This window comes from Novosphingobium sp. HNCC26BN242 (genome assembly GCF_057180525.1).
This window is the reverse complement of the sequence record NZ_JBXUGM010000003.1, coordinates 394,862-421,379: the sequence shown is the minus strand read 5'-3', so window position 1 is coordinate 421,379 and position 26,518 is coordinate 394,862. Positions and strand designations below refer to the sequence as shown.

Annotated in this window: 22 protein-coding genes and 2 pseudogenes; 9 read left to right on the top strand and 15 right to left on the bottom strand. The window is 60.6% G+C overall.

The genetic code is table 11. The features are described 5' to 3' along the window. Positions 1-2: 2 nt before the first annotated feature. The 9 genes and pseudogenes from AC2A1F_RS14095 to AC2A1F_RS14055 form a co-directional block, all read right to left on the bottom strand. The gene (locus tag AC2A1F_RS14095; protein ID WP_484209393.1) at positions 3-206 is read right to left on the bottom strand and encodes a hypothetical protein; all 204 of its coding nucleotides are present in this window, start codon (positions 204-206) and stop codon (positions 3-5) included. Between the two features lie 6 nt (positions 207-212). Beyond that, complete coding sequence (locus tag AC2A1F_RS14090; protein ID WP_484209392.1) at positions 213-1,250, bottom strand: family 8 glycosyl hydrolase; 1,038 nt, start codon at positions 1,248-1,250, stop codon at positions 213-215. Then, positions 1,240-1,680, bottom strand: coding sequence for a cellulose biosynthesis protein BcsD (gene bcsD, locus AC2A1F_RS14085; RefSeq protein ID WP_484209603.1), 441 nt, complete (start codon positions 1,678-1,680; stop codon positions 1,240-1,242). Before bcsD ends, AC2A1F_RS14090 begins: the two co-directional genes overlap by 11 nt. Before the next feature lie 5 nt (positions 1,681-1,685). Beyond that, positions 1,686-5,084 (bottom strand): cellulose biosynthesis protein BcsC, encoded by a 3,399-nt coding sequence (locus AC2A1F_RS14080; RefSeq protein ID WP_484209391.1) that lies wholly within the window; start codon positions 5,082-5,084, stop codon positions 1,686-1,688. A 1-nt stretch (position 5,085) separates the two neighbouring features. Continuing rightward, a complete protein-coding gene (gene bcsA / locus AC2A1F_RS14075) occupies positions 5,086-9,501 on the bottom strand; it encodes a UDP-forming cellulose synthase catalytic subunit (RefSeq protein WP_484209390.1) in 4,416 nt (1,471 codons plus the stop codon). Continuing rightward, complete coding sequence (locus tag AC2A1F_RS14070; protein ID WP_484209389.1) at positions 9,498-10,226, bottom strand: cellulose synthase operon protein YhjQ/BcsQ; 729 nt, start codon at positions 10,224-10,226, stop codon at positions 9,498-9,500. The genes bcsA and AC2A1F_RS14070 overlap by 4 nt, the downstream gene beginning before the upstream one ends. Beyond that, positions 10,226-10,555 carry a hypothetical protein gene (locus AC2A1F_RS14065; protein ID WP_484209388.1) on the bottom strand — a complete coding sequence of 110 codons (330 nt, stop codon included), beginning with the start codon at positions 10,553-10,555 and terminating at the stop codon, positions 10,226-10,228. The genes AC2A1F_RS14070 and AC2A1F_RS14065 overlap by 1 nt, the downstream gene beginning before the upstream one ends. 549 nt (positions 10,556-11,104) lie before the next feature. Continuing rightward, positions 11,105-11,838: pseudogene (locus AC2A1F_RS14060) on the bottom strand (IS5 family transposase). 390 nt (positions 11,839-12,228) lie between these two features. Beyond that, positions 12,229-12,369, bottom strand: coding sequence for a hypothetical protein (locus tag AC2A1F_RS14055; protein WP_484209387.1), 141 nt, complete (start codon positions 12,367-12,369; stop codon positions 12,229-12,231). Between AC2A1F_RS14055 and AC2A1F_RS14050 the strand changes: the two genes are divergently transcribed. Next, a complete protein-coding gene (locus tag AC2A1F_RS14050) occupies positions 12,346-12,615 on the top strand; it encodes a Rid family hydrolase (RefSeq protein WP_484209602.1) in 270 nt (89 codons plus the stop codon). The genes AC2A1F_RS14055 and AC2A1F_RS14050 overlap by 24 nt on opposite strands. Before the next feature lie 19 nt (positions 12,616-12,634). Here the strand turns inward: AC2A1F_RS14050 and AC2A1F_RS14045 are convergent, their stop codons facing one another. Then, on the bottom strand, positions 12,635-13,087 hold the full coding sequence (locus AC2A1F_RS14045; RefSeq protein WP_484209386.1) for a tRNA (cytidine(34)-2'-O)-methyltransferase: 453 nt from the start codon (positions 13,085-13,087) through the stop codon (positions 12,635-12,637). A gap of 105 nt (positions 13,088-13,192) precedes the next feature. On the opposite strand from AC2A1F_RS14045, the gene AC2A1F_RS14040 reads away from it, so the two are divergent. From AC2A1F_RS14040 to AC2A1F_RS14015, 6 genes and pseudogenes are all read left to right on the top strand, one after another. Then, complete coding sequence (locus AC2A1F_RS14040) at positions 13,193-13,438, top strand: hypothetical protein (protein WP_484209385.1); 246 nt, start codon at positions 13,193-13,195, stop codon at positions 13,436-13,438. A gap of 106 nt (positions 13,439-13,544) precedes the next feature. After that, a complete protein-coding gene (locus tag AC2A1F_RS14035) occupies positions 13,545-16,082 on the top strand; it encodes a TonB-dependent receptor (protein WP_484209384.1) in 2,538 nt (845 codons plus the stop codon). A gap of 7 nt (positions 16,083-16,089) precedes the next feature. Then, positions 16,090-17,358, top strand: coding sequence for a Ca2+-dependent phosphoinositide-specific phospholipase C (locus AC2A1F_RS14030; RefSeq protein WP_484209383.1), 1,269 nt, complete (start codon positions 16,090-16,092; stop codon positions 17,356-17,358). Further along, complete coding sequence (locus AC2A1F_RS14025; RefSeq protein ID WP_484209382.1) at positions 17,355-18,605, top strand: YdcF family protein; 1,251 nt, start codon at positions 17,355-17,357, stop codon at positions 18,603-18,605. The genes AC2A1F_RS14030 and AC2A1F_RS14025 overlap by 4 nt, the downstream gene beginning before the upstream one ends. Beyond that, complete coding sequence (locus AC2A1F_RS14020) at positions 18,602-20,602, top strand: glycoside hydrolase domain-containing protein (protein ID WP_484209381.1); 2,001 nt, start codon at positions 18,602-18,604, stop codon at positions 20,600-20,602. The genes AC2A1F_RS14025 and AC2A1F_RS14020 overlap by 4 nt, the downstream gene beginning before the upstream one ends. Positions 20,603-20,620: 18 nt before the next feature. After that, positions 20,621-21,244: pseudogene (locus AC2A1F_RS14015) on the top strand (alkaline phosphatase); the annotation flags it as partial. Here the strand turns inward: AC2A1F_RS14015 and AC2A1F_RS14010 are convergent. Together AC2A1F_RS14010 and AC2A1F_RS14005 are read right to left on the bottom strand one after the other, a co-directional pair. After that, positions 21,180-21,440, bottom strand: a complete 261-nt coding sequence (locus AC2A1F_RS14010) for a tyrosine-type recombinase/integrase (RefSeq protein WP_484209380.1) — start codon at positions 21,438-21,440, stop codon at positions 21,180-21,182. The pseudogene AC2A1F_RS14015 and the gene AC2A1F_RS14010 overlap by 65 nt on opposite strands. Before the next feature lie 35 nt (positions 21,441-21,475). Then, entirely contained in the window at positions 21,476-21,889 is a 414-nt protein-coding gene (locus AC2A1F_RS14005) for a DUF5131 family protein (RefSeq protein ID WP_484209379.1), read from the bottom strand. A gap of 124 nt (positions 21,890-22,013) precedes the next feature. On the opposite strand from AC2A1F_RS14005, the gene AC2A1F_RS14000 reads away from it, so the two are divergent. Next, entirely contained in the window at positions 22,014-22,502 is a 489-nt protein-coding gene (locus AC2A1F_RS14000) for a hypothetical protein (protein ID WP_484209378.1), read from the top strand. A gap of 787 nt (positions 22,503-23,289) precedes the next feature. Then, positions 23,290-24,144, top strand: coding sequence for an SDR family oxidoreductase (locus AC2A1F_RS13995; RefSeq protein ID WP_484209377.1), 855 nt, complete (start codon positions 23,290-23,292; stop codon positions 24,142-24,144). Positions 24,145-24,165: 21 nt separating this feature from the next. Here AC2A1F_RS13995 and AC2A1F_RS13990 read toward each other — a convergent pair whose 3' ends face one another. Genes AC2A1F_RS13990 through AC2A1F_RS13980 form a run of 3 tightly spaced genes read right to left on the bottom strand, consistent with a single transcriptional unit; the run spans position 24,166 to position 26,424 of the window. Beyond that, the gene (locus AC2A1F_RS13990) at positions 24,166-25,668 is read right to left on the bottom strand and encodes a class I adenylate-forming enzyme family protein (RefSeq protein ID WP_484209376.1); all 1,503 of its coding nucleotides are present in this window, start codon (positions 25,666-25,668) and stop codon (positions 24,166-24,168) included. Continuing rightward, on the bottom strand, positions 25,661-26,050 hold the full coding sequence (locus tag AC2A1F_RS13985) for a MaoC family dehydratase (protein WP_484209375.1): 390 nt from the start codon (positions 26,048-26,050) through the stop codon (positions 25,661-25,663). Before AC2A1F_RS13985 ends, AC2A1F_RS13990 begins: the two co-directional genes overlap by 8 nt. After that, complete coding sequence (locus tag AC2A1F_RS13980; RefSeq protein WP_484209374.1) at positions 26,047-26,424, bottom strand: hypothetical protein; 378 nt, start codon at positions 26,422-26,424, stop codon at positions 26,047-26,049. The genes AC2A1F_RS13985 and AC2A1F_RS13980 overlap by 4 nt, the downstream gene beginning before the upstream one ends. Positions 26,425-26,518 lie beyond the last annotated feature (94 nt).

The following is a 26,518-nucleotide window of genomic DNA, read 5'->3' as shown; positions in this document are numbered from 1 at the left end:
CGTCATTCCCCGATCAGATCGAGGTAAGCGATCACATCGTTGTCCGTGGCCAGAAACAGCCCGTCCTGCACCGATTCAGGCTGTTGGGACGCGATCCGCAAGGCCTGATCTATAGGCCCGTAGAATAGGGTTTCAGCCGCTCCACCATCCGGCCCATCGGACAAGTGATAGAGCCGGACCGTGGTTTGATCGTTGGTGCTGCGCATGGTCGATCAGATCATGTCCCGGGAGAGCATTTGCAAGGTTGCCGCGTAGTAGTCTTGCGCCAGAACATCGGGCTGTGGGCTGCCCATTGTGCGGCCGACGGCGGCCATACCGCCCTCTGACAGCGCATATGGCGCGGTTTCACCGGTGAGGACGTCGATCCACGCCGGGATCGGCTTTCCGTTATCGGCATGAGTTTTCCACCACGCCACCACCGTTTCGGCAACCGCAAGGCGGCGGCCTGCAGCAGCATAAAGCGGGACGCGGATGGCATCGAAGCCGAAGCGGGGCGGCTTGTCAGTGGCGGGGGCGAGTTTGCCGGCGCTATCAATCTGGAACCAGTCCACCGGCAAGGACAGCGGCCCGAAGCGGGCATCGGTCAACAGCCTGACCCCGTCATCGATGACCGGCGCCCACACGACTTCGCCATCAAGTGCGGCAAAGGCATCGAGCGCGGACCAGATGTAATAGCTGGGGTTCACCACGACGCGGGCCTGATCGGCAAAGCCCTGAAGCCCGGGCAGCAGCGCCAAACGTCCAGCCCGCTCCACCACCAGACGGCTGCGGATCGCCTGCCGGATGGCGCGGGAGCGCTGGGCATAGTCGGGCACTTGCCACTGCTGCGCCGCGCGGGCCAGCGCCCAAGCGATCAGCATATCGCCGTCGGTCGCGTTGTTCGGGTCCGCCACGGGGTTAAGCTCGCGCGGATCATACTTCCACGCATGCAGCGCAACATCCGGGCGGAGCAGCGTGTCGGCGGTCCACCGCGCCAGTGAATCGAAGGTTTTGCGGTCGTTGTTGAAGCTGGCCAGCAGCATGCCATAGCCTTGGCTTTCGCTGTGGCTGATGTTGCCGTTGCCGTTGTCGATCACGCGGCCGGTGGGCAGCACGAAGCGTTCGCGGTATTGCGACCAGAACGTGGCTTGCGCCTTGGCATTGCCTTGGGAAACTTTGGTGCAGGCCGCGGTCAGTACCGCCACAGCGCCGAGCGTGAAATTGCGCCGACTGACCTGCACTTTGGCATCAACGCCCGGATCACCGGCCATGACGCACTTCGATCAGCCGGTCTTTCCAATCGGCGCGGGTTTGCACGCCGGGGGCGCTGCCCAGCGCCTTGAAGCAGCCGTCGAATGTGCCGCGCAGAAGCTCAAGCAGAAACGGGCGGGCTGCGGGCGTGAGCATATCGAGCCGCATCAGCCCCGGATCATGATTGACGACAAGCGCCGCCTCATCGGCGTATAGCCGGGATTCGCCAAGCTCCAGATCGCTCCAGAGGCGGTTTAGGTGCAGTTCAAGGTCGTTCAGGTCTGCCACCTGATCAAGCCGAACGCGCGCTGCCAACCGCTGCCCAATGGCAAAGCCGAAAGCCGCGATTTGCTGCGGCGTAGCGGCATCGGCAAGCTCTGCGACCACTTCGGACAGGATCAGAGGGACGCCGGGCGAGCGGGTGCTGCCGAAGGCTTCGCGCAAGGGCATCTGGATCACCGGGTTCCTCCAATCGCCTGCCGAATGCCGATCAGCGAGCGCAATTCCTCGTATTGGCCGAAGCTTGTGAACGAAACGTTGCCGCCGACCTGGGTGTTGGGGGAAACCTTGTAATAAAGCTCACCCCCTGCCGAAATGGCAAATCCGGTGCGGCTCAGGCTGTCATAGCGCGCCCTCACATCGGTGTTGAGGTCCTTCAGCGCATCGAGATTGGCCTGCAGCGCCGGGTCGGTGGGATAGAGCGCGGTTTCATCCTGGCTGAAGCTTTGGAAGCCCGGTGTCAGATTGGCCTTGGCGCTGATCCGATCGGTTTCGAGCGTGTAGTTGATCGGGAAGCCGATGGACAGGAAGCTTTGCGGGCTGAAATAGCCGCCGTGGCCATAAGTGAAGTAGTTCTGGTTGTTGTCGTAAGTCTGGTAATTGGCGTTGATCCCGCCGGTCAATTGTGACCGCGCACCCTTGATCAGGCGGATATAGCCGCCGACATTGGCCTCGATCCCGGTGTTCTGACGCACGTTGGTGCCGTTGTAGCGGTTGTAGGAGGCCTCGCCATAAACACCGCTACCATTGCGATCATAGGAGAAGCCCGCGCCGCCGCCGGTGCGCATGACCTGCCCCCAACGCTGGCCCGTCACCGGATCGCGCGTGCCGGCATAGGACAGCACGGAGTCGGTCACCGGCTTACGTTCGACCCAGGCCTTGGCCTGCACGCCGGGGGATAGTTCGGGCGTGATGGCTGCGCGGAACGTGGCCTTGGTTTCGCCCATGCCGACGGGTGTGGTGCCGCCTTCGACTTGCACGGTGCGATCAGCGTAGCCGACCGTGAAGGCGACGCCCGAGGCTTGCTGGGTCGGGGCCTGCACAAGCGCAGCGCGTTCTTCATCGACGATGGCTTGGGCTTCGATCGTCGCATTCTGGCCGAAGCGCTGGAGAGCTGATCCGGTGGGGCGGCCTGAGTCTATCACCACCGCCTCGGCACGGGCACGCACGCGGCCGCCCATCAGGCCGGTCGAAAGCTCGGCGGTGCCCTTGATTTCGCTTAGCGCGCTGAGGCCTTCTTCGCCCTTGCGGCTGCGGTAGCCGGTTTGCAGATCGGCGCGGGGGCGTGAGTCCTCGCTCAAGTCTTCGATATCCGAGGCGATGGCGGCGAGTACGGGATCGACGGGACCTGTTGGGTAACCGGTGCCGAAGCTGGCATCACCGGGAGCCATGGCCGCGGCGGGCATTCCGAATGACCCAGACGCAGCGCCGCCTCCCCAGCCCGCCGGCGCTTGAGCAATCGTCTGTGGCACCGGTGCCGCTGCTGCGGCCGAAGCGAACCGCTGCGGCGCAAAGCCCGGAGGTGCCAAGCCTGCGCCCGTGGCAGGCTGCGATGGCAGGCGCGTGCTGTTCCCTAGGGCAAAGGGGTTGACCGCAGCCGGGGCCGGAGCGGCAAAGCCCTGCGCGCGGAAGGGGTTGGCATCGCCTGCACCGAGCGTTGCGGCAAAGGGATTGGCGCCGGGAGCAATATCCGTGGTGCCGCCATTCTGCCGGGCATAGAGTTCGCGCGCCTGCTTGAGCAAGCGGACGGCTGCGCCCTTGTCACCCCGGTCTTGCGCCACACGCGCGAGCGTGAGGTGGACCTGATAGTCGGTGGGGTAAGCGCTCAGCGCACGGTCGGCAGCGTCTTTTGACAAGTCGCGGTCGCCTGCTGCCTGCGCGGTCTGCGCAAGGCCGAGCAAGGCTTCACGATTGCGCGCATCGCGGAGCAGAACGAGTTGATAGGACTGCGCGGCGCGGGCAGACATTCCGCCGCTTTGGTAAAGCCGGGCCAGCGCAGCAAGGATTTCGGGATTATCCGGCGCACCGTTCCATGCGCCCTGCAGCAGATCGAATGCAGGGGCAAACTGGCCCGCCAAGCGCATCCGGTCAGCCTGCGAAATGGCCAGCCCCGCCGCCATACGCGCAACCGCACGCTGAGCATCGGGCGAGGCCCCGCCCAGCGCCGAAGCCTTTTGCAAGGCGGCGCGGGCCAGATCATCGCGCCCGGTGCTGGCCAGCACGCGCACCAGCGCATCATAGCCGCCAAGGTCGGTGATTTCGCCATCAAGCGCGGAGCGGGCAAGGCTTGACGCGCTGGCCTCGTCTCCCAAATCGAACAGCGCACCGGCAATATCGGCGCGACGAGCCGCCGGAAGTGACGGCAGACTGGCGATCTGGCGCAAGGTTGAAATGGCGGCAGGCTTCTGTCCGGTTTCAGCCAAGGCCTTGGCACGGGCAATCGCGGCCTCAATCTTGATCGAGACGGCAAAGTTGCGCATCGCCGGATTGCGGCGACTTTCAGGCACGCGCTCTACCAAGGCCGAAGCGGCGAGCAGATTGCCCAAATCCTTGTTGATAAGGGCAGCGGCATAGAGCGCATCTGGATCAGCCGATTGCGAGAGCGAGGCGACCAGCGATTCCGCCTCGGCCCGGCGTCCGCGTCCGATCATGAAGCGGGCAAATTCATAGCGGATCCACGGATCGTTCCGGTCAATCAGCAGGCCGCCCTGAAATTCCTGTTCGGCAGCATAGTCATCGCCGCGCGCCATGGCATCGAGCGCGCGGCCCCGCGCCGCACGGCTGGCAAGGCGCGCTTCATCCGCGCCTCCGCCTGCACTGGCCTGACGATAGAGATCGGCAGAATCGGCAAAGCGGCCCTGCTTTTCATAGACTTGCGCCAGCAATTCCAGCGCGGGCTGCGGCTGGGAAAAGCCAAGCCGCACCGTGTCTTCGGCAATGGCCTGTGCTTTGTCGAGCAGGCCGCGGTCGAGCGCTTCGCGCGCGTCCGCTATCCCGCCGAAGAAGCGCGCCGATGCCAGCGCATCGGTCCAGCGCGCCGCACCGGGCAAGCGTGAAGCGCGTTCGAGCAGGTCACGCGCTTCAGCAAAGCGGCTTTGGCGCAGGCGCGCAATGCCAAGGCCGCCCAGCGCATCGCCATCGTTACGATTGACTGCCAGCGCGCGTTCAAAGCGGTTGGCCGCTGTAGCCAGATCGCCGGAATCGAGCGCGGAAAACCCAGCGACGCGTGCTGTGCCTGCAGTGTTCGCAGCCGTGCGGACGGGCGCGGCAGCCGTTTTGCGCGGAACAGGCGCGGCGCGTGCTGCAACGGGCGCAGCTGCTGCTGCTGGGGCCTTTGGCACTGCTGCTGCTTTTGGCTGCGCAGGTGCTGCCTCTGCCGCCTTTGGATCAAGCGCACGCGCGCGGCGCAGGGCCTGATCGGCAAGATCATTCCGGCCCTTGGCCCGCCAGAAAGCGGCCTGATCCAGCAAGGCCTTTACCGCCGGAGTTTCTGCCAGAACGGCAGAGGGCACCGCTGCGCCTGCCAAGAGCGCGGCGATCAGTCCAAGCCGGACGGTGCGTTGCGTGGCGCTCATGTCAGGAACTCTTTTCATCATCGTTCGCCAATCGGGCCTTGGCCTGACGGCTGAAGAACAAGTAGGCAGGGCCGGTCAGCGCAAGGGCCAGCAGCAGCGTGGACAGCGCCATCAACAGTGGCCGCTTGCTGAACCAGTAGGCCACCTTCATCCACACTGGCAGCGAGCCGACCCAGTATGTCGGGCCAATGGCAAAGCTGGCCATGCCATCGCCCGCCGTGACCGAGAGATCGCCCTGAATCTGGGCGTTGATCTTTGCATCGGCCATACCATCGACCAGCAGCGGCAACTGGTGCACATCATCGGCGAGCAATGCCACCACGGTGCGATCATTGGCATAAGGTGAGCGGAAGCTGGCAATGCCGGAAAATCCGCGCGAAGCCTGCACGATGGCAGCGGCTGCTTCGGGTTCTGCCTGATTGCGATTGCTGAACAGTGCGCCAACATATTGCAGCGGCGACCTTTGCGCGACTTTCAGCCCACCGCCTTCAAAGCGCACCGGCGCATCGGCGAAGAACTGCTCTGCCCCGGCGAGCGTTGAACTGCCGATGACCAGAATGTCCTGATCGGCAAGGCGGGATGGTTCGATCTGATCGGTCACGGTCACGCCAGTAGCCGCAGCGCCAGTGGCATCGCCAAAGCGGCCCATCAGGCCAAGGAACGCCTCAACCGAAGCGGTTGATGGATTGCCGACCATGACCACCGTGGTCTCGGCCAGATCCGGGCGCACCGTGAAAGGATAGCCTGCACCGGCAAACGGGGCGAGATCGGGCATTTCGATACCGTGGTATGCATCGGTCAGATCAATCGCCGATTCCGGCAGGACCGAAACGCGCACATTATCGGGCAGCATGCCGGTGCACTTCTGCTTGTTGGCAACGATCAGGTTGTAATCGAACACAATCTCGTTCTGGCCGAACAGCGCATAGCGCGGCAGGACAACGCTTTGGCGACCATCATAGCTGTTGGCACCTTTGGCGCCGAACAGGCCGGTCCACCAACTGCCGGTCAGCGGTAAAGTCTTGAGATACTGGCCGTTCAGCGAGACATCGAGGCGCGAGGCATCGCGATCCAGCCAATTGGCCAGCGGATAGCGATAGCGCAGATCAATCTCGCCACCCTGACGCGGCCAGAAGAACAGGTCTGGCGCAACGCGGAACCGCGCGGTGAGCGGTCCCGGCGGCAGGCCCATGCCTTGCAGTGCATAAGGTTCGGTCAATTCGCCAAGCCGGATGGCGCGATCGGTTGGCAACCAGCGCGGCGCGCCATAACGCGGCCATGTGGGAATGCGCGCACCTTCAAAGCTCATGCGGTTGCCGCCGAACACGCCCTTACCGGTGGCAATGGCCCCGGCGGCAAGGCGCAGTTCGGCATTGTCGCGGCCCATGATGACCAGCAACGTGCCGGTCTTGTCACGCGGGTTGGCAATTACCGCTGCCGATGGGCCGGTGACGGCAAGGCCCAGTTCGGGCATTGCGCCATTGCGGTTGAGGAACACCACGGCATTGCCCATCGGGATCTGGCCAAACGATGGCTTGAACGAAAACCCGCGATAACTGGCAAGGCTGCCCAGCCACGACGCAATCGGCGCGGCGGCCTCAAGCTCTCCGGCGCGGGGCTGACCTGCGAAGACGAACGGCACTTTGAGCGCGGTGTTGATGCCCTTTTCGAAGAACGGAGCAGGCAGGCGCGCAAGGTCGGGGCGACTGGGCAGGTATTGCGTGGTGAGATCGAGCCATGAGCGTGTGTTGCTGATGTTCGCCCACAGCAAGCTGCTGAAAGGGTCTTCGCAATCGCGCGCATAGTGGCCGATCAGGCGCAAATTCAGCTGGTTGTCACCGGGCAGGAACAGCGCCGGGTTGACCGGCACGGTGATCACCTGCCCGCCCGAGTTTTCGGGCTTAAGCGGCACAATCTGCGCCACTTCGCCGTTCACGATGACCACGAGTTGGCTGCTATCGCCTAGCAGCGCCGGGGACCATGCAGCCTGCAGCGTGATCGAGGCTGCACTGACCACTCCATCCTGACGCAGGCCGAAAGGAATGCTGATTTCACCGCGCGTGCCCTGCAAGCGGATCGCGTTGCGGATGCGCAAGTCTTTCAGGGTCAGGCGCTTGGCATCAAGCCCTGCTGTCGCCGGTGCTGAGGCGGCGGCAGATATGGGTGCCACGGGTGCAGCGTGGAGTGTACCGGGCAGGACAGCATAGCCTGCCGCGGCGATGGCCAGCGCGATGCCAGCGGCCTTGGCCAGCGGTCCTGCTCCGAACGCCGAAACCTTTTCCACTTGTGCAGCGGTACCTTTGGCCAGAGCTGCCTCTTCGGCCTTCAGTGCCTTGCGTTCGGCAAAGTTCAGACCAAGGGCGCGTTTGACGGTCAAAGCGTCGATCACGATGATATCCTGCAACGAGCGCAAGCCGGGCACCCGTTCAGGCGGCGCGCTGCGCTGCCACGCATCGGCGCGGCCCATGATCGCGCGGACGAGCTGGCGTGCGGCAATGTTTTCCAGCGGCAGAAACTTGACCGAAACGAAGCCGTCCTTGCGGCGCACCTGATCGACCTTGATCGCAAGGTTTTCTGCACCAGTGGACAGGACGATGTGCGTTACCGGCACATCGAGCGAGACGACACCGGTGGGCAGGTCAATCGCCGCGCCGCCCATCGAGATGTCTGTCGTCGTGCCCTTGGCAACATGGCCTGAGGCGAAATGGACGGTTACCGGCAGCCGCGCTTGCAGGCGGATTTCCTGCCGTGCCTGCCGCGTTTCTCGCGCTACCGAGACAGCGGCCAGCAGCAGCGTCAGGCTGAACGCCGCCCATGCCAGATTGAGCGCGAGCGTATCGATCTGCACATTGAAGTACTGCGGGAAGAAAACGTATTTGGCGATGGCAAGCAACATCCCGCCCGCCAGCAGGCCAACCGTAATCAGATGCGGCCTCACGATAGCCCAATCGAAATAGGTACGATCGAGCAGGCCACCCTTGTCGGTAACGTTGAACTTGCCCTTACGTGGCTGGAACCATGTAATGACCGTGGGAGCAACGAGGTGGAAGGCGAGGATCGTCTCGTAGATTTCGCCCCAGAACGGGCGCCGCCAACCCACCTGCTGTCGTTCGGAGGCAACCTGCGAACAGTACAGATGCGGGAGCGCATAGGCGAAGATCAGCGAGGCCGAAGCCTGAATGATGTTCTGGCCAAAGATCAGATAGGCCAGCGGGCTGGTCAGAAACACGATGCGTGGCAGCGGAAACTGGAAGTGCAGCATGGCATTGAGGTAGCAAAGCCGCTGCTGCCACTTCAGACCCTTGCCCATCAGCGGATTGTCGATGCGCATGATCTGCGTCATCCCGCGCGCCCAGCGGATGCGCTGGCCGATGTGGACAACCAGACGTTCGGTAGCAAGGCCTGCAGAAAGCCGCGCCGAGATGTAGGCGGTGTTCCAGCCCATACGCTGCAGTTTCAGCGCAGTGTGGGCGTCCTCCGTCACCGTTTCGCCCGCAAACCCGTTGGTCTGCATCAGCGCTTCGCGGCGGATTACGGCGCACGATCCGCAGAAGAATGTGGCGTTCCACAGGTCGTTGCCGTCCTGCACGGGATTATAAAAGAGGTCCCCCTCGCCCGGCATATCGCGCACCGGGGCCAGATTGCGCTGCACCGGATCGGGTGAATAGAAGAAGTGCGGCGTCTGCATGAGCGCCAGCTTGGCGTCTTTCTGGAACCAGCCGAGCGAGAGTTGCAGGAACGAGCGCGTGGGCACGTGATCGCAATCGAAGATCGCGATCAGCTCGCCGTCGGTCTTCTTCATCGCGGCGTTAAGATTGCCAGCCTTGGCATGCAAATTGTTGTCGCGCGTGATGTAGCCACAGCCTGCTTCGCGCGCGAAGGCGCGGAATTCGGGGCGGCGGCCATCGTCGAGGATGTAGACCCGAAAGCGGCCCGCCGGGTAATCCATGTCCATCGCCGCGTAGACCGTGTTGCGCACGATCTCGAGGCTTTCATTGTAGGTCGGCACATAAACATCGACCATTGGCCAAGTGTGCGGCTCGCCCTCGATCTCCACCGGTGGCCGTTCAAGCGGCCAACTGGTCTGCAAGAAGCCCAGCAGCAACAGCACCCAGGCATAGAGTTCTGCAAGGTAGAGGCCGCTGCCGAACAGGAATTCAGGCAGAGTATTGAATTGCAAAGTCTGTGTGGTGCGCCAGAACATGTAGCGCGACGATGTGAGGATCGCGAGAATGCCCAATGTCAGCGCGGCCTTGCGCGATTTGCGGCGCGACAGCACCATGGTGCCGATCAGTGTTCCTCCCGCCATCAGCCACTGCTGCTTGAGGTCGAGAGGCACGCCGATCACAACCAGCGCGGCAAAGATTACCGCACCGATGGCAAACCATGGGATCAGCTTTTTGGACAAAGCCGTCATGCCGCGTTGCTTTGTGATGCGGTGTCAGCACCAGATCCACCCTGAAGCAGTCTAGCCGGAAGATGTGCGAGTTGATTGGCAAGTTCTGAAATGTCGGCCAGTGCCGCACTTCCCGGCGAATGGCGCGCCAGCGGTTGCATCATTGCCGCCGCTTCGCAGACAGCCTCGTCGGCCTGAATGGTGGCGACAATCCGTTCCCCCAGCAGCGCACGCGCAAAGCTGGCCGCATGGCGACCCAAACGACGCGCATCATCGCAACGATTGAGGACGAAACCGACTTCATTAGGCACTGTGTTCAGCGCTGCCGGAAGCGTGTAAAGGCATTCAGCCGACGGCGTGAAAACCCACAGTTCTAGGTCCGAAAAACTGCGCAGTTGCATCGCTGCGCTTGCGTGCGCTTCAGATAGGTCGGCGATATAAATGACATCGCCTGCAAAGCTGAAGTCACCGCTGGCCAGACCGTCGCCAAGATCGCCGCTATCGGCCTGTTCGGACAAGTCGAGCAAGCGCACGCCATTGATCGGGCCGGTAGCCGATGCTGGTGCCGCAAAGCCCGCGAGAGGCTGTGAGGGATCGAGGCCAAAGTGCAGCCCCAGCGTGCTCTGACTTGAAAAGGACAGAACTGCCACTGGATGGCCAAGCTTTGCCAAAGACGTGGCAAGATTGGCCGCCAGCGTGGTTGTACCCACGCCACCACGCAGGCCGTTGATCAGAACCAACGCCATCAGATCGTCCCCTTGTCTACAGCAGAGGATATGCGCGCAAGAAGTGTCCGAACATCGGCATCTGGTCGTTCAGTGGTCGCTTTCACACGCTGGCCATCTTCAACGCCATATTTGCGTGAAAATACCGATGCTATTGATGGAGCATCTGTATTGAGGGGCTGGCGGGACAAACGGCTGCCCTCCAACTCGGAATCGAATATTCTAGGGTCACGAATAACTGCTTCAAATACAGGCCATGTATCCAAATCAGAGAAGCGATCGGCAAATTCTTTGTACCGGAATTGACTTTTGCCCAATTTTTCGAGCAAAGTCTTTACGTCAGATCGCATTGTACTGTCCCTGCGCCCGGACAAACCAAATTGCTCCATCTTGGTTATTGTTGATGGATTATCAGGCTATGTCCTTAGGAAATCTACGTATTTCTTCGCAGGTAATGGTAAACAATTTGCAAATGGCCGCAGATTCCTCGAAGAAAATCAGCGCTGATCGAGCAGGCACGCAACGACCGGGCAAGAAAGTTTACCCAATCGACATCTCAAAGCTGGCCAGACATTTTCAGATTGCGCGCGCACAGATAACCGCCTTCGCTTCAAATTGCACTGAGCATCGAGATTGAGCAGAGAGCATGATCAGGCAAAGCTGACGCCAACCAATCGCGCCAATATCTCGGAATCAGGCTACGCATGAGATATAAGGGGAAATGATGGTAGCGGAGGAGGCTACCGAATAATGCGGAAAAAAATGGCGGATTAGCGTTTATTCCTTAAGGCTCGCTTGCGGCGTTACCCCCAATATTACCCCCACTCGATCAGAGTTTTCCCCGACTAAGTTCTTTTGGCGTTATACTCCGAGCCAAGCTTGTTGAATTTCCAACTGCGCTAGGCGGCGTGGACAAATTTGAGCCAGTATCTGGCTGCAGCGATGTGAACCATGCCGAGGAAGGTTTCGGCGAGTTGGTCGTATCGGGTTGCGATGGCTCGGTTGATTTTCAGGTGTCCGAACATGCGCTTGATGCGGCTTCGCTGCTTGTAGAGGGCGCGGTCGTGCTGGATGGTCACACGGCGGTTTGATCGTCCGGGGATGACGGCTTTGATGTCCCGCGCTGCCAGATCCGCACGGATAGCGTCGGCATCATAGCCTTTGTCTGCCAGCAAGGCATCAGGCGCACGTTCGGGTTGGTCGATCAACGCATCATAGGCTTTGCAATCCGCCGCTTCGCCGACGGTCAGATGGAAGGCGATTGGTCGTCCGAGGGCATCAGCCAGGCAGTGAAGCTTACTGGTGAACCCGCCCCGCGAGCGGCCAAGAGCTCGTCGATGAGTCCCCCTTTTCCGCCCGCTGCCGAGACATGGGCGCGAAGTGTAGTGCTATCGATGCTGTAATGACCGCTGTCCGCCATGGCTTCGGCTAGCGTCAGCGCCACTGCCTCCCAGACCCCGGCTTCATTCCACCGCCGAAAGCGTCGATAGATCGTGTTCCAGTTGCCGTATTTGGGCGGGACATCGCGCCATGGCGTTCCGCAACGCAGCCGCCAGAGTATCCCGTTGACGATCAAGCGGTTCTGCTCGGGGCGACGACCGCGCGCCCGGTTCTCTGCCTCAATCGGCAGCAAACCCTTCAGAATGCGCCATTCCGCTTCGCTCAAATCACCCCGGCTCAAGCCTGCCTCCAAAAAGCAGGCTTGAATCAACCCGGGCGCTAACCGTCAACCAATTTGTCCACGCCGCCTAGCATCGCATGGCGACAGAAAAGGGGCCAATTGGCAACTTGGCCATCCCCAGGCCTCCAGCGTAACCGACTTTGTCATCATTCTGTCTGGCTTTATCGCGAGTGGAAGCCAGTGTCCGTCCCTACAGCCCACTGACCGCTAACGCGGTGAATGGGTTTGGGGGAACACCGGCTATGACGAACACTGGACTGCGCGCCTTGAAGATCGGCCTTGCCGCCAGTGCTACGGCATTCAGCGTCACGCCTGCCACTGCAGCAACCGACGAAGCCGTTGTCAGCGCATTAGCGCTGCACAGCGCTGGAACAGGCCCGGGCTGGCGATCCGGTCAAGACCGAAGGCATCAAGGCTTATGGCGACACCAAGACGCAGACGGTCAGCACGTTCAAGAAGATCGAAGCCGCGCTGATCAAGCAAGGCTATGCCATGTCCGATGTGGTCAAGCTGACGGTGTTTGTGGTGGTTGATCCCAAACTGGGCGGCAAGATGGACTTTGCCGGGTTCAACGCCGGGTATCGCGAGTTCTTCGGGACGGCGGCGAATCCCAATCTGATCGCGCGCTCAACCGTGCAGGTAGCCGCGCTGGCGGGGCCGCAGTTCCTGATCGAGATCGAGGCAACCGCCGCCAAGGTTCCGGCAGCGGCTGAACACAAGAAGATGTAATTTCAGCGTGAGCGCTGCGCTACCCCGGCAAACCGCCGGTTTGGCGCAGCGCTTCGCCCAGTGCGAAGGCGGTGGCGATTGCCAGATTGAGCGAGCGCACTTCTGGGCGGATCGGGATGAGCACCCGCGCATCGCAGGCCTGTGCGACGGCTGCAGGAACGCCTGCGCTTTCCTTGCCAAACAGCAGCACATCATCGGCGCGGAAGGTAAAATCGTGGAGTGGCTGGCTGCCTTTGGTGGTGAACAGGATCACCCGCCGCGCCCCGACGCTGGCGCGAAAGGCGGCGAAATCGGCATGGCGTGAAACTTCGACATGATCGATATAGTCCATGGCCGTGCGGCGCACACGGCGATCATCCCAGACAAAGCCCATCGGCTCAACCAGATCAACCGGCGTGCCGAAACACGCGCCAAGGCGCAGGACAGCACCGACATTTCCGGCGATTTCGGGTTCGAAAAGAGCAATCCGCATGGCCGCTGATTGGCGACAGGCCACGCCCGGCGCAAGCCCGTTTGTTCCGGGGCAGCAAGCGAACGGCAAATCAGAAGGTTTCCTGGTCAGAAGTTTGCCCGAAGCGTGATCCCCTTAAAGCCCGTTGAAATCAATCTGCGCGCCGATTTCTGGACGTATGCGCTTTTGACAATGTCCGTGCATCCTGAGCCCGCGATCAGCACGTCCGACATGATCCGCCGAGATAACGAAGGGGATGACCAGCAACACGCGCTATACTTGCAAGGTCAGCGCTTCGGCGGGGCTTTGCTGGCGGCTCTTCGTAACGCTACCACTGCTGTTCTTTGCGTGGTCCATTCTGGCCGTTTGTGACACCGCATTAACTGCATTCTGTCATATTTCGTAATTATTTCAGTCAGTAACAACACAGACCCAAAGACCTCATAGTCGCTGCCCGGCATACCAACAGGGGGCGACCGTGAAGTCACTTTTCAGCAAATCCATCTCCATCGGCCTGATCTGTTCGATCAGCACACTGGCATCGGCTGCAGCCAGCGCCGCCGAAAGCGCACCCGCGCAAGGGACGGCGCAGGCACCGGCGGCAGAAGACGAAGACCCCGAAAATCAGGCCCAGATCGTGGTCACCGGTTCGGCCCGCGAACAGCGCCGGTTTGACGTGTCCTATGCGGTCAACGCGCTGTCGCAGGACGATGTCCTGAAGCTTGCGCCTAAGAACTATGCCGAACTGCTGGGCAACGTGCCGGGCATCCATGTGGAAGCGACCGGCGGTGAAGTGCAGAACATCACCCGCGTGCGCGGCATCCCGACCGACCGTGGCTATCTGATCTTCCAGCAGGACGGCCTGCCGCTGTATCATGAAATCGACGGCTTCTTCTTCAATTCAGGCGAAGGCATGAACCGCTTCGACCTGATGACCGAGCGCGTCGAAGTGGTGCGCGGCGGCCCGGCACCGATCTATGCCAGCAACGCCGCAGCCATCGCCAACAACATTACCGTAACCGGCGGCGAGGAAGCACGCGGCCGCGCGCAGCTTACGCTGGGTGATACCGGGCTGTACCGCCTTGACCTGATGCAGTCGGGCAAGCTGGCGGAAAACACCTATTTCGCCATCGGCGGCTTTTTGCGCCAACATGACGGTTATCGCGACAACGGCTTCCCCAACGACAAGGGTGGCCAAATCCGCGCCAATCTGAAGCACAATCTGGACAATGGCTTTGTCAAGCTGTCGGTCACCTATGTGAACGACAAGAACCTGTTCTATCTGCCGATCCCGGTCTCCGATCCGCGCAACCCGGCGGTTTCGCTTGACCAGTATATCGATTATTTCACCGGTACGATGAATTCGCCATCGCTGCGCGGGCTGAACATTTCCTATCGCAACGGCAATGGCCAGACCGAAACTCTGAGCCGCGATCTGGCCAATGGCCGCCACATGCGGTTCGGCAATGTGGGCCTTGAATATCAGGGCGATTTCGGCGGCTATCTGGTTTCGGCCAAGCTTGGTCTGACCGCCGGCCAGAACAGCTTTGATGCGTTCTATTCCACCACCAACCCGGTTGGCGGAACGACATTTGCCAACAGCTATCTGGCTGCGGCCAACACCGCGTTTGGCACTGAGGCCAATCCGGTAACGCGCATCGGCTATGCCATCGGCGGCACCAACGGCGCGACCGTGTATGATCCGAACGCGGCATCGGGTCTGGTCATGTCGGGCCAGTATCGCGCGGTGGAAGCCAAGTTCCATTCCACGCAGGCAGACCTGAGCGTGACCAAGGAATTCGAAACCGGCTTTGGCAAGCATGACGTCAAGGTCGGCGTCTATGGCTCGGTCTATGGCACATCGGCGTTCCTTGCCTATCAGGACATGCTGATCGAAGTGGCGGGCAAACCGCGCACGCTTGATCTGGTGGCCTACAACGCGGCCGGCCAGATCTTGGGCTATGTGACCGACAACGGCACGCTGCGCGCAACCACCACGCTGACCAACGGTGACAGCGACGGCAAGGTGATCTCTCTTTACGCCAACGACACCTGGGAAATCACGCCGGGCCTGCGTCTGGATGCCGGTATCCGCAAGGAATGGTACGAGCTTTCGGGCTTTACCGAAGGCACCATCGGCGGGATCAATCTGGGCAAGGCAGGCACCCTGGCCGATGACAGCACGCGCGGCTTTACCGGGCAGCGGATCATCAACCGGCTGAAGCCCACCGCCACCAACTGGACCGTGGGTCTGAGCTATGACTTCACGCCAAGCTTTGGCGCCTATGGCCGTGTATCGAACCTGCAAGTGCCACCGGGCGCGGGCGTGACGCTCAACGCCGTGCCGAACATCGTTAAGACACAGGCGCGCCAGTATGAAGCCGGGATCAAGGCTGACTTCGGCCGGTCTTACATCTACCTGACCGGGTTCTACACCGATTTCGACCCGTTCAACGCATCGTTCGTGGCTTTCAACCCCGAGACCGGGCGTAACGATCAGGTGGTGCCGTTCGTCGGGCAGGCCGTGGCCAAGGGCATCGAAATGGACGGCAAGTTCGCCCCGCTCGACTGGTTCGACCTGGCCGCTTCGATCACGGTGGCCGATCCGCAGTACCGCAATCTGCAAAACTCCTCTGGTGCCGATCCGAGCGCAGTCAACGGCAACCAGATTATCCGCGAACCAAAACTGTTCGGCAATATCCGCCCGACATTCTCGTTCGACTTGGGTGACAGCCGTCTTGAAGTGCAGGGCCGGTTTGACTTCGTGGGTGAACGCTTTGTCGACCTGTTCAACCGCACAGCCCTGCCAGCCTACCAGACGTTCGGAGCAAACGTGGCGCTGACCACGGGCGCCTGGCGGTTCCAGGTGGTGGGTGACAACCTGACCAACGCCAAGGGCCTGACCGAAGGCAACCCGCGCACCGACCAGCTGGCCGGGCAGGACGCCAGCGATGCGATCTATGGTCGTCCGCTGTTTGGCCGGAACTTCCGCCTGATCATCAGCCGCAGCTGGTAATCGGTTCATGCGCAAGATGTTTGCCCGCCGACCTGCACTGGCTAGGGTCTCGTCTGCGGCAATCATTGCTGCGGCTTCCATCATGGCGATGGGGGCCGCAGCTGCGCCTGCCGACACGAAGGCAGGGACAAGGGCCACGTCACCTGACCCCCGCATCAACGAAATACAGGTGATCGGCACGCATAACAGCTATGCGATCCCGGCTGATCCGCGCGTCATGGCCATCATGGCCCCGCGCATGGCCGCACTTACTGGCGCGATGCTGGAACGGCTGAATCCCGAACAGCGCGCCGCGCTGGCCGAAGAGCATCCTTCGGGTGTCAGCGACCTTCCCACTACGCTGGATTATGTGCAGATGCCGATCGAAGCGCAATTGCGCAGCGGAGTGCGCAGTCTGGAATTTGATCTCCATCCTGATCCTTCAGGTGGGCTCTATGCCGATCCGCTGCCTTATCAGATGCTGCGCAAGGCGGGGGAGAGCGATCTGGCCCCCCTTCACACCGAGGCGCTGCGCCTGCCCGGCATGAAAGTGCAGCACGTGGCCGATGTCGATTTCCGCAGCCAGTGCCCTGCGCTGCGTGATTGCCTGATGATCCTGAAACAGTGGTCTGATGCCAACCCAGCGCACAGCCCGGTGTTCATTCTGCTGGAGCCCAAGCAAGGCGGGCTGGCCCGCGCCTTTCCGGGGGCTGCGCAAGTGCCGCCGTTCGATGCGGCGGCCTTTGCCGAAGTGGACCGGGCGATCCTGAGCGTGCTGGGCACCGACAAAGTGTTCAAGCCCGATCAGTTGCGCGCGGACCATCCCACGCTGGAAGCGGCGGCAAAGGCGGGAGCCTGGCCGCGGCTATCGCAGGCGGGCGGCAAGTTCGTGTTCCTCTATCTCGTGCCCGGGCTCGATTTCGCGCGGTTTGCGCCATACCTTGATGGCACACCCTCGCTGCAGGGCCGCGCGGCCTTTGTGCAGGGCCTGCCGGGCATGGCCCACACCGCGTTCGTGCTGGTCGACAATGCGCTGGTGAAGACAGACCGCATTCCTGCGCTGGTGCGGCAGGGCTATCTCGTGCGCACGCGCGCCGATATCGATACCGATGAGGCGCGCCGCAACGATCCGCGCCGCCGCGATCAGGCGCTGGCCAGCGGGGCACAGATTATTTCGACCGACTATCTGACGGCGCGCAACGTCCACGGCAATGACTATCACGTGCCGCCGTTCGCTGGTGGATGGCGGTGCAATCCGGTTATTGGCCCTTGCCGGTCCAGGGAGAATGGCAAATGAAACGCGCTCTTGCGATGACAGCGGCACTGCTGTTGGCTTCGGTTCCCATTGTGGCAAAGGCGCAGGACCCGGCAGGCTACGCCGCACCCTTTGCCGACCGGCTGGAGACGCGCCTGTTTCCGATGCCTGCGATGATCCGCAATGCCGCGGGCTGGCCCGCCGCCCTCGCCGCTGATCCGGCGCTGGCCAAGCTGGCGGCAGAGCGTGCCGCGCGCGTTCCTGCCACGGATTGCAAGCCCGCACCGCAGTGCCTTGCCGATGCGTGGCAATGGACCGAGGCGGATATTGCCACTGTCGAGATGCGCCTGCGCGCACTGGTGCGTGATCCGCGCCTTGCCCGGGCACTGGTGACCGACCAGATGCGCCGCTCAGGCCGGTTTGCCCGCCATGCTGCGCTGGCCGATGCCGATTTCCTTGCTGCGGCATGGCGCGAGACAGCAGGTGGTATGAACGCGGTCATCGCGGTCTATGCCAAGGGCCAGCCGCCGCGCTATCCCAAGATTGATGCGTCGATCTTTGATGCCACGAACCCCGAATTCGCCAATGTGCTCGCAGCGCAGGGCGTGGCTTCTGCCAGCCTTGCCAGCACGGACGACACCGTGTTCGACCCGCCCTTGCGCTATGTCACAGGCCTGCTGGGCATGAACGAGCGGGTGGAAGCTGGATCGTTCAGACCGCTGCTGGAGGGCGACAATGCGGCCACTGTCGCTGCGGTTGGCAAAGCTGCGTGGAAGAAATTCCCCTATCCGGCGCTGCTGGTATTCGGCCACGGCCCGGAAGATGCACAATCGCGCACCGGCGTGATGGGCTATATCCGCATGAGCATTGCCGCCGGGATGTTCCGGCGCGGGTTGGCACCGTTCATCGTCGTTTCGGGCGGGAACGTGCATCCCAACCGAACGCCGTTCAATGAAGCAGTGGAGATGAAGCGTATTCTGATCGAACAGCACGGCATTCCGGCTGACCGCATCCTGATGGAGCCACACGCGCGCCACACCACCACCAACTTGCGCAATTGCGCGCGGTTGCTGCTGGCGGCAGGGTTTCCGGTGGATCGACCATCACTGATCGTGTCTGACCATATGACGATCAAATACATCGCCAGTCCCTTGCTGGCAGAGCGCAGCCTTGCGGAAATGGGCGTGAAGCCGGGCAGGATCGCGCCGGGGCCGGACCAGTTCACGGTCCTGTTCACGCCCGATCCAATTGCTTTCCATGTTGAACCGCTGGACCCGCTTGACCCGTGAGCATTTTGCACAAGCTGGCCGGGGTGCTGGCACTTGCCACACTGACGCTCGGCCAGCCCGCTTCTGCACAAAGCCAGCCGGGCAAAGCCGTGAATCCTTTTGTGGGAACGCTGGCCGATTTTGGCCAGCTCAGCCCGGCTGCGGTAGCCCCTTATGGCATGGTCCAGCTCGGCCCGGATACGACCCCTGCCAATCACGCGGGGTATGATTTTGCGGCCACCACGCTTGAAGGCTTTTCCCACACACGCGGGGTTGGCGTGGGCTGTGGCGGAGCGGGTGGCGATGTGCGAGCAACGCTGGTCTATGCCGGTGATCCATCGGCACAAGTGATCGACAAACGCAGCGAACGAGCGCACGCAGGCTATTACCGGGTCAGTTACGGGCCGGGTATCCTTGCCGAAATGACTGCCACACGCGGCAGTGGCGCAATCCGGTTCCGCCTGCCGCGCACGGGCCGCATCCAGCTGTCGGTGGATTTTACCCGCACATATTCAAAGCATGCAGCGGCGCAATGGACCGCGCAAAGCGATGGCGATCTGCGCGCCAGCTTTTCAGCCGGAACGGTCTGCGATGTCGGCAAATATCACCTCCATTCGGCTTCGCGCCTGCTGCACAACGGCAAAGCCGTTCCTGCCCGTTGGGACGGTGATCGGAACCGTCAAGCAGTGGTCTTCCTTGATGCGCGAGCGGGTGATGTGGTGGAACTGCGCACGGGACTGTCATCGATAGACCCGGCTGCGGCTGCGAATGTGCGGCAGACAGAACTTGGGCAGCGGGAATTTGCAACGCTGGCCAGCCAGGCTCTGAAGGCATGGAACCGCGAACTTTCCCGCATCACGATAACCGGCACGCGCGATGAACAGGCGCTGTTCCACACCGCCCTGTACCGGGTGATGCAAACACCTGTCGCGATCGCCGATCCTGATGGCCGTTACCGGGGCAGCGACGGTAAAGTGGCGCAACTGGCTCGCGGCGAACAGCATTATACCAGCTGGGCGATGTGGGACAATTACCGCACGCAAATGCCGCTGATCGCGCTGATCGATCCCGCCCGCGCGCAGGCCATCGCCAAGTCGCTGGTGCGGCTCTACGAGACCGGAAAGCGGCGCTGGGCAACACCTACCGAGCCATTCCTGACCGTGCGCACCGAACATGCCGGGATTGCGCTGCTCGACTTCTATCGCAAAGGCATCACCGGGTTCGATGCGCGATCTGCGCTCAAGGACATGGCGGCAGAGAGCGCCACGCTGGCTCGCGCCACGCCCGACGAACAGATCGAGGCAGCGTACGACGATTGGGCGATTGCCGAACTGGCAGACGATCTGGGCCAGCCGGCCCTTGCCGCGCGCCATCGCCAGCAGGCGCTGGGCTATCGCGCCATGTGGCTGGCGACGTTCAACCAGCTTGGCCCCGACGCCGATGTGGTCAAGGCGCGCGGGCTTTATCAGGGGACGCTCGCGCAATATCGCTGGTCGCCCGTGTTCGATCTGCCATGGCTGAAGGCGACGATGGGCGAAAGGTTCGAGGCCGAACTGGCAACCTTCTTTACCGACAACCTGTTCAACATGACCAACCAGCCCGACATGCACGCGCCCTATATCCTGGCTTGGGCGGGCAACCCGGCGGCGACCGATGCCATTGTTGCCAGATATCTGACGCAACCGGTGGAGCATCGCTACACCAACGCGGGCGTGCGACCTGAGCCGTGGGTTGGCCGCAGCTTTGCGCTATCGCCGCAGGGCTTTGCCGATGGAATGGACGATGACGCGGGATCAATGACCGGATGGTATGTGTGGTCGGTGCTGGGCCTGTACCCGCTCACGCCCGGATTGCCGCAATATGTTGTTGCGCGGCCGCAGGTGCAGCAGGCTGAAATCAAGCCCGGCTCGGGCGTCAGGATTGTCATCAATCGGGCCGCCGAAGGTGAGATGCAGGTGAATGGCCGCAAGGTCGATGGCCCCAGCCTTTCGCATGCCCGGCTTGCTGGCGGACGCTGATAGCTGAGACTTGTCACCATGCACTGTCATGCAATTGCGACACAGCAGATGCTACAGGCTTGTCAAAATTGGAGTTTGTTCATGCGCCTCAACCGTCCCGCCTGCCTTGCGGCTGCTCTGCTTCTTGCTGTTCCCGCACACGCCCAGACGGCAACTGATACCGCAACGTACCGGGCACAAGGCGAGGCGGAGCTGGAGCGGCTGAAGAGTGCGCCTGCGCCCACCACCAAGGCGCGCAACGTCATCATCTTTGTGGGTGACGGCATGGGCGTTTCGACGCTGACTGCAGCACGCATTTTTGCCGGGCAGTTCGACGGCAAGGATGGCGAGTCCTTCCAGACGACGATGGACGGCCTGCCCTACGCCGCGCTGGTGAAAACCTATTCGCACGACGCGCAGGTTTCGGATTCGGCCCCCACAGCCACAGCCATCATGACCGGAGTCAAGACACGCAACAGCATGATCGGCATCGGGCCTGAGGCCAAGGTCAACGACTGCGCATCGGGCAAGAGCCGCCAACTCCCGTCACTAATCGGTCTGGCGCAAGTCCGAGGTCTTGCCACGGGCGTTGTCACCACTACCGGTATAACCCATGCCACGCCTGCATCCGCCTATGCCCAGACGGTACAGCGCGATTGGGAATCCGACAGCGAAGCACTCGGCCCAGTTGCGGGCCAAAAGGGATCTCACGCCGCCCCGCCTTGCTCTTTGTGTTACCCATATCACAATAGCGGTCTGCCCGCTTTCGCACCGTGATGATGCTGCGCTGAAAGTCGATCGCATCCCATGTCAGGCCGCGCATTTCAGACATCCGCATTCCGGTGAAGATGGCGGTCATGATGATTGGCAGGTGCTTCGCTGGCGCATTGTTGATCAGAGCCCTAATGTCGCTCTTGGTCGGAAACACCCGGTCAGGATCGTGACGGCTGGTGCGCCGATCCGCTTGGTGAGTAAGAGCCACACCAGCTGGGGGGTTTGCTCGATCAATTCGAACAGATCAGCGCGCCACGTCGGGTCAACCTCGTTGTCGAACACATCGGCGAGCGAAGAGCAAAACACGAAAGGCCTTGCCGCGACGTTCACAGCCTGCCGGTTCCAGGATATTGGCTTCTTCCAGTTTGAAGCAGACGTGCGAGACCGCGGCTGCCCCGTTCCCCATTTCACCCTGCCGAAGCGTTGGCCTTGCTGCACTTCAGCATAGCAGTTATTGCACGCGGGACTAACCCTCGTGCAGCCGATCCACGGGTTGAATGTGTGGTCGGCCCATTCGATTTTGGTGTGTTGCAATGTGTCACCTTTCTAACAACCGTTCGGTGATTCGAAGCGGTGACTAGGCAATTTATGCATATTTTTCCGTTTGTCGCATGGCTAATTTGTTGCACATGCTGTCCGCACTTTTAGTGGGGCGAATATGGTTGGCAGCGATGCAGTACGCGAGGACGACGATCGGCAGGCAAAACGGCGAGCGCGGTGGCTACGCAACAAGAGAGCCGAACGGGAACGGATAAAGAAGCCAACCCCCTCGCCGCTCAGCCATGCGGTAATTGATCTAATCATTGCCGAACGAAATCGGCGGGCTACGGACACTTGCCACCCTTGGCAGACGTATTTCGGCGCGCACAACCATGGATGGGGAACCCATGACTTCCATTGCGACGTGTGGGCGGCGCGCACCATTCTTGAGCTCATGCGTGAGAAATCCAAGATTTCCGACGGGCTGATCGCAAATTGGATGGCTGAGAACGGAAAAGCCCATGGATACGCGCACGGTGTTCGATCCAGCTCCCTTCGCACAATGGTCGGAAGAGCGCGCAAGGCCATCGAAATACTCGAAACGGCTCACAATCAAAGAACCGGAGGTCCGACATGGCCGCGCTTCAAAGTAATAACGGATAGGTGACAGTGCCTGACGTCTGCCTCGATATACACTTAACGATTATGTCAGACAGGTCGTTCGGCGATCCAAATTCTTATTAATATTTTTAATGATTTCTCGACTAATCATCAATTTAAATGATTAACCGATGTTGTCCGAGCGCACTTGGGCAATGCACGCCCGACCATTTCCCACCCGCTTCCAACAATCAATCATGTCATGACACTCGCATCAACAACAAAGCGAGCAACACCATGAAACTATAAAAGATTTCCGACATCAATCTGGTCGAACCCTACACCGTCCTTGCGGAGAGTCGAGACCGCGCAGCAGACTATTTCATCGCCAGCTTAGACCTTGGGTTCGGACATGTGCCAGTGATCGAATATGCCGTAACGAGATGGAACCCGAGAGAAGTCGAACGCGTCATGGGCCTCGGAGACATCGTTAGCAACGGTCAGAAGGGGTGGGCATACGAACACCGCGATCGTTGGGAATTCGTCGATCCATTCGCGAAGCTTCGCTAAGCATCAGGTTCGGCGGTCATTCCTAAAACATGGAAGTCCTAGATCGCCGAACCAACATGCATCCGGGTGCTGCCTATCCGCCGAGGTTGGAATTTGCGGGGTTAACCGAGGGCGCGATACGATCAGTGCAGGCTCACTTATTTTTGTCGTCTCTGTTGAAGACCCAAGACCGTCCTTAGACGATGCGGTCATGCTCTACCGGCACTCTAGTGGTCATTAATCGGCTATCTTTGGCATCGCGGATATCTTGATTGATTTTAGACCAAAGGACTCATAGTAAATAAGTGTTACTAATTTATCGCGTAGACAGGGTGCAAATTCCAATGTCATCAAATGATACTTTACGCCCGTTGGCTGGCATGGTGACAGTAATCACCGGTGCAGCCAGCGGATTGGGCGCTGCTACCGCGCGCAGATTCGCAAGTCTCGGGGCACGTCTTGTGCTTGGCGATATCGATGATGTTGGTGGCAACGCTTTAGCGGGTGAGCTTAGCTGCGACTTCCGCCATTGTGATGTGACCGTGGAGGCCGATATTGAGGCAATTGTCCGGCTTGCTGTCGACAAGCACGGATCGCTTGGCTGCATGATCAACAATGCAGGGCAATTGGGCGCACTGGGTGGCATCGCAGAAATTGCGCTGGAGGCATGGAACCGGACGCTGACAGTGCTTTTGACCTCTGTGTTTCTTGGCACCAAACACGCATCGCGCGTGATGGGGCGGGGCGGAGTCATCCTCAATACCGCCAGCGTCGGTGGCATCGCGCCGTTGGCCCCCCATGCCTATACAGCAGCCAAGCACGGTGTTGTAGGGCTCACACTGTCAGCGGCATCTGAACTTGCTTACGAGGGGATCCGTGTAAACGCAGTAGCGCCTGGAACAGTGCCTACGCGCCTGACGGAACTGGCATATGGCGACACCGTTGCGCTGGAAGCTGTTTCAAAGACGAGAAATCCACTGGGGACGGTTGTTTCCGCTGACGAGATTGCGGGTTGCTTTGCCTATTTGGCCGGACCGGACGCGCGCAATATCACTGGTCAGGTCTTGGTTGTAGACAGCGGGATGACTGACCTGCGCCGCAATGCTGATTATTACCGCACAAAAACTGATTACTTTGGCCGTGACGGCAGTGAGAAGTGACCACCAAAACGGTGGTTCGGCTTATCCCGGCGCCATTTTGCCTCGAACGATATCCTCAACCGCTTCACGCAAAATCTTGCCGCTAGCATTCCGTGGAAATTGTTCCAGATCGATAAAGAATATGGCGCGGGGGCGCTTGTAACGAGCCAAAGATTCGGCGAGCATTGAAGCGACCGCTTCTTCATTTAATGTCAGGTCATTGCGCGCCAATACCGCTACCGGCACTTCCCCCCAATGATCATCCAGGGCACGCACGACAATAGCATCAGCAACGCGCGGATCGGCCAAAAGCAAGCGCTCAATTTCCGCGGGATAAATGTTTTCGCCGCCTGACTTGATGAGGTATTTTGACCTCCCGACAAATTCGTATCCAATTTCTGTCTGTCGGAACAAGTCACCCATCTTGTACCAACCGTTCTGGAAGCATTCTTTGTTGGCCGCCTCGGCGTTCCAGTACCCGCTGAACAACGTCGGTCCACGCACCCAAGCTTCGCCCACGGCACCGTGAGCGACGACCTGCCCAGCGGCACCGACCAAACGCAATTCGGACAGGACGCTCAGTTTTTTTGCAAGGTCATCAACCGGCGCAGCAGGTGGCAGCATGCCGCCGGATAATGGCGGCATGCCAGTTTCAGTAGACCCGAAACTATTGAGATAGGGCGCGCTGACGGCCATGGTGATGGCCGCGATATCTGTGGAAGGGACGAGATCCGCCATACATCCGACAGCGCGCACGCCCCTTGGAGTGATGGCGCAGCGTTCCAACTCGTCAAGCATGGGCCTGATGGTGGCGGGCACCAGCATCAGCCAGCCGATCGGGTGTTTTTCTAAAATCCTAGCGATGGCAGCAGCGTTGAAGCCGTCGATGACGAACCCTTGTCCGCCTGACATCAACGTTGTGAGCAGATGCTCGGTGCCACCCATATGATACATCGGTGCCCATGCGATATAGCCGTCATCAGGCCCTATACCCAGATCCAGTCGGGTTGCGCTCAATCGGGCAATCTCGGCCCGATGACTTATCATGGCCGCTTTTGGCAGCCCCGTCGTACCGCTAGTATAAATGATCAGGAGAATGTCTTCCGGCCGTGCCATGGCCTCGGTATCGCCACTGGCCGGAAGGCTGTCGAAAGGTCTTACAGGGACCGTACCCACCGTTTTTGATGCCATCTCTGAAAAACGAGTGGAGGTGACCACCAGCGACGGCTCGACCAAATCAATGCAATATCGCAGTTCATTAGGCGAAAGGCGCCAATTCAGACAGGCAACTATGATGCCCAGTTTTGCACAAGCGATTTGCAAGAGCGTGTATTCGATGCAGTTCTCCGAAAGCACGGCGACCCGATCACCGCGCCGGATATTCAAAGCTGAAAGTCCTGCCGCCATTGTGTCAGCGGAAGCCATCATTCCTGCATAATCAAGCGTCCTCTCGCCATCCGACAAGGCGGGTGCGCAAGGCGTCTGCGTTGCCCGCGTGGAGATCAGCGAATAGACGTCGGTTCCCGTGGCGTCGGCGTCAATCATGGACCTTGCCGATCGTTATATCTGCAGAAAGCAGTGCTTCGTCTGCCATGCTGTGTCTGAGCACCCCTTTGACAAGGTTTGGCGCGTCTTGGGCAATCCAGCCCTGCGCGATGACACAATCGCCTGCAGATACATTGCCGGAAAATCGGGCCTCAATTCGTGTTATCTGCGCATCCGGCAGTGCGCTCTCGAGCATGTTGACGATGTAAGCAAGGTTGATCGGTCCGGGATTGATGCAGCGCGGCCCGAAGCCCAGTGCCTCGGCAGCGGCTGGATCGACGTGAATCGGATTGGCATCCCTTGCTGCCTCGGACCATACACGCATCGTATCTGCCGGTACCGATGCAAGGGTCCAATCCGCCAGAGAGTTATCGCTGCTCACGCGCTTCCACCTGTTGGCATGATCATGACCAGTTCGATGTCGGTATAGACTACGTCTTCATAAAGCAGGACAAGCTTGATAACCACATGATCGGCCGCCCCGAAACGTCTGCTGTTCTTGCGCGTAATCGCCGCTATTTCGCTTTGCACGATATAGTTCCGATCCAGAACGAGGGGCTTGTGATATCGCAGGGAACATCGGGCAAGCACTGGCCCATTTTCCACTGCCGATCCGCACATGCGGCATAATTCGGCGACGGAAACTCCCATCCCGCCCAACGCTGCAACCAGAGCGAATACAGGGTAGGCCACCCCATCTGTGGCGGGCCGCGCGCGGGATCCTGCACGAAGCAGGGTATCAGTCGCAGATGTCATGCGATATGATCCAGCCGGCAGCCGAATGGGAGTGAAGCTGCTGGCTTCATGCGCGCTGTCCGGTACGGGCATCCATTCTTTCCGATAATTGCGG

Excerpts from the sequence above, each read along its gene's own strand:
- AC2A1F_RS14095 (WP_484209393.1), bottom strand. The coding sequence starts at position 206 with ATGCGCAGCACCAACGATCAAACCACGGTCCGGCTCTATCACTTGTCC.
- AC2A1F_RS14090 (WP_484209392.1), bottom strand. The coding sequence starts at position 1,250 with ATGGCCGGTGATCCGGGCGTTGATGCCAAAGTGCAGGTCAGTCGGCGC.
- bcsD (WP_484209603.1), bottom strand. The coding sequence starts at position 1,680 with ATGCCCTTGCGCGAAGCCTTCGGCAGCACCCGCTCGCCCGGCGTCCCT.
- AC2A1F_RS14080 (WP_484209391.1), bottom strand. The coding sequence starts at position 5,084 with ATGAGCGCCACGCAACGCACCGTCCGGCTTGGACTGATCGCCGCGCTC.
- bcsA (WP_484209390.1), bottom strand. The coding sequence starts at position 9,501 with ATGACGGCTTTGTCCAAAAAGCTGATCCCATGGTTTGCCATCGGTGCG.
- AC2A1F_RS14070 (WP_484209389.1), bottom strand. The coding sequence starts at position 10,226 with ATGGCGTTGGTTCTGATCAACGGCCTGCGTGGTGGCGTGGGTACAACC.
- AC2A1F_RS14065 (WP_484209388.1), bottom strand. The coding sequence starts at position 10,555 with ATGCGATCTGACGTAAAGACTTTGCTCGAAAAATTGGGCAAAAGTCAA.
- AC2A1F_RS14045 (WP_484209386.1), bottom strand. The coding sequence starts at position 13,087 with ATGCGGATTGCTCTTTTCGAACCCGAAATCGCCGGAAATGTCGGTGCT.
- AC2A1F_RS14030 (WP_484209383.1), top strand. The coding sequence starts at position 16,090 with ATGCGCAAGATGTTTGCCCGCCGACCTGCACTGGCTAGGGTCTCGTCT.
- AC2A1F_RS14025 (WP_484209382.1), top strand. The coding sequence starts at position 17,355 with ATGAAACGCGCTCTTGCGATGACAGCGGCACTGCTGTTGGCTTCGGTT.
- AC2A1F_RS14010 (WP_484209380.1), bottom strand. The coding sequence starts at position 21,440 with ATGACCGCCATCTTCACCGGAATGCGGATGTCTGAAATGCGCGGCCTG.
- AC2A1F_RS14000 (WP_484209378.1), top strand. The coding sequence starts at position 22,014 with ATGGTTGGCAGCGATGCAGTACGCGAGGACGACGATCGGCAGGCAAAA.
- AC2A1F_RS13990 (WP_484209376.1), bottom strand. The coding sequence starts at position 25,668 with ATGATTGACGCCGACGCCACGGGAACCGACGTCTATTCGCTGATCTCC.
- AC2A1F_RS13980 (WP_484209374.1), bottom strand. The coding sequence starts at position 26,424 with ATGACATCTGCGACTGATACCCTGCTTCGTGCAGGATCCCGCGCGCGG.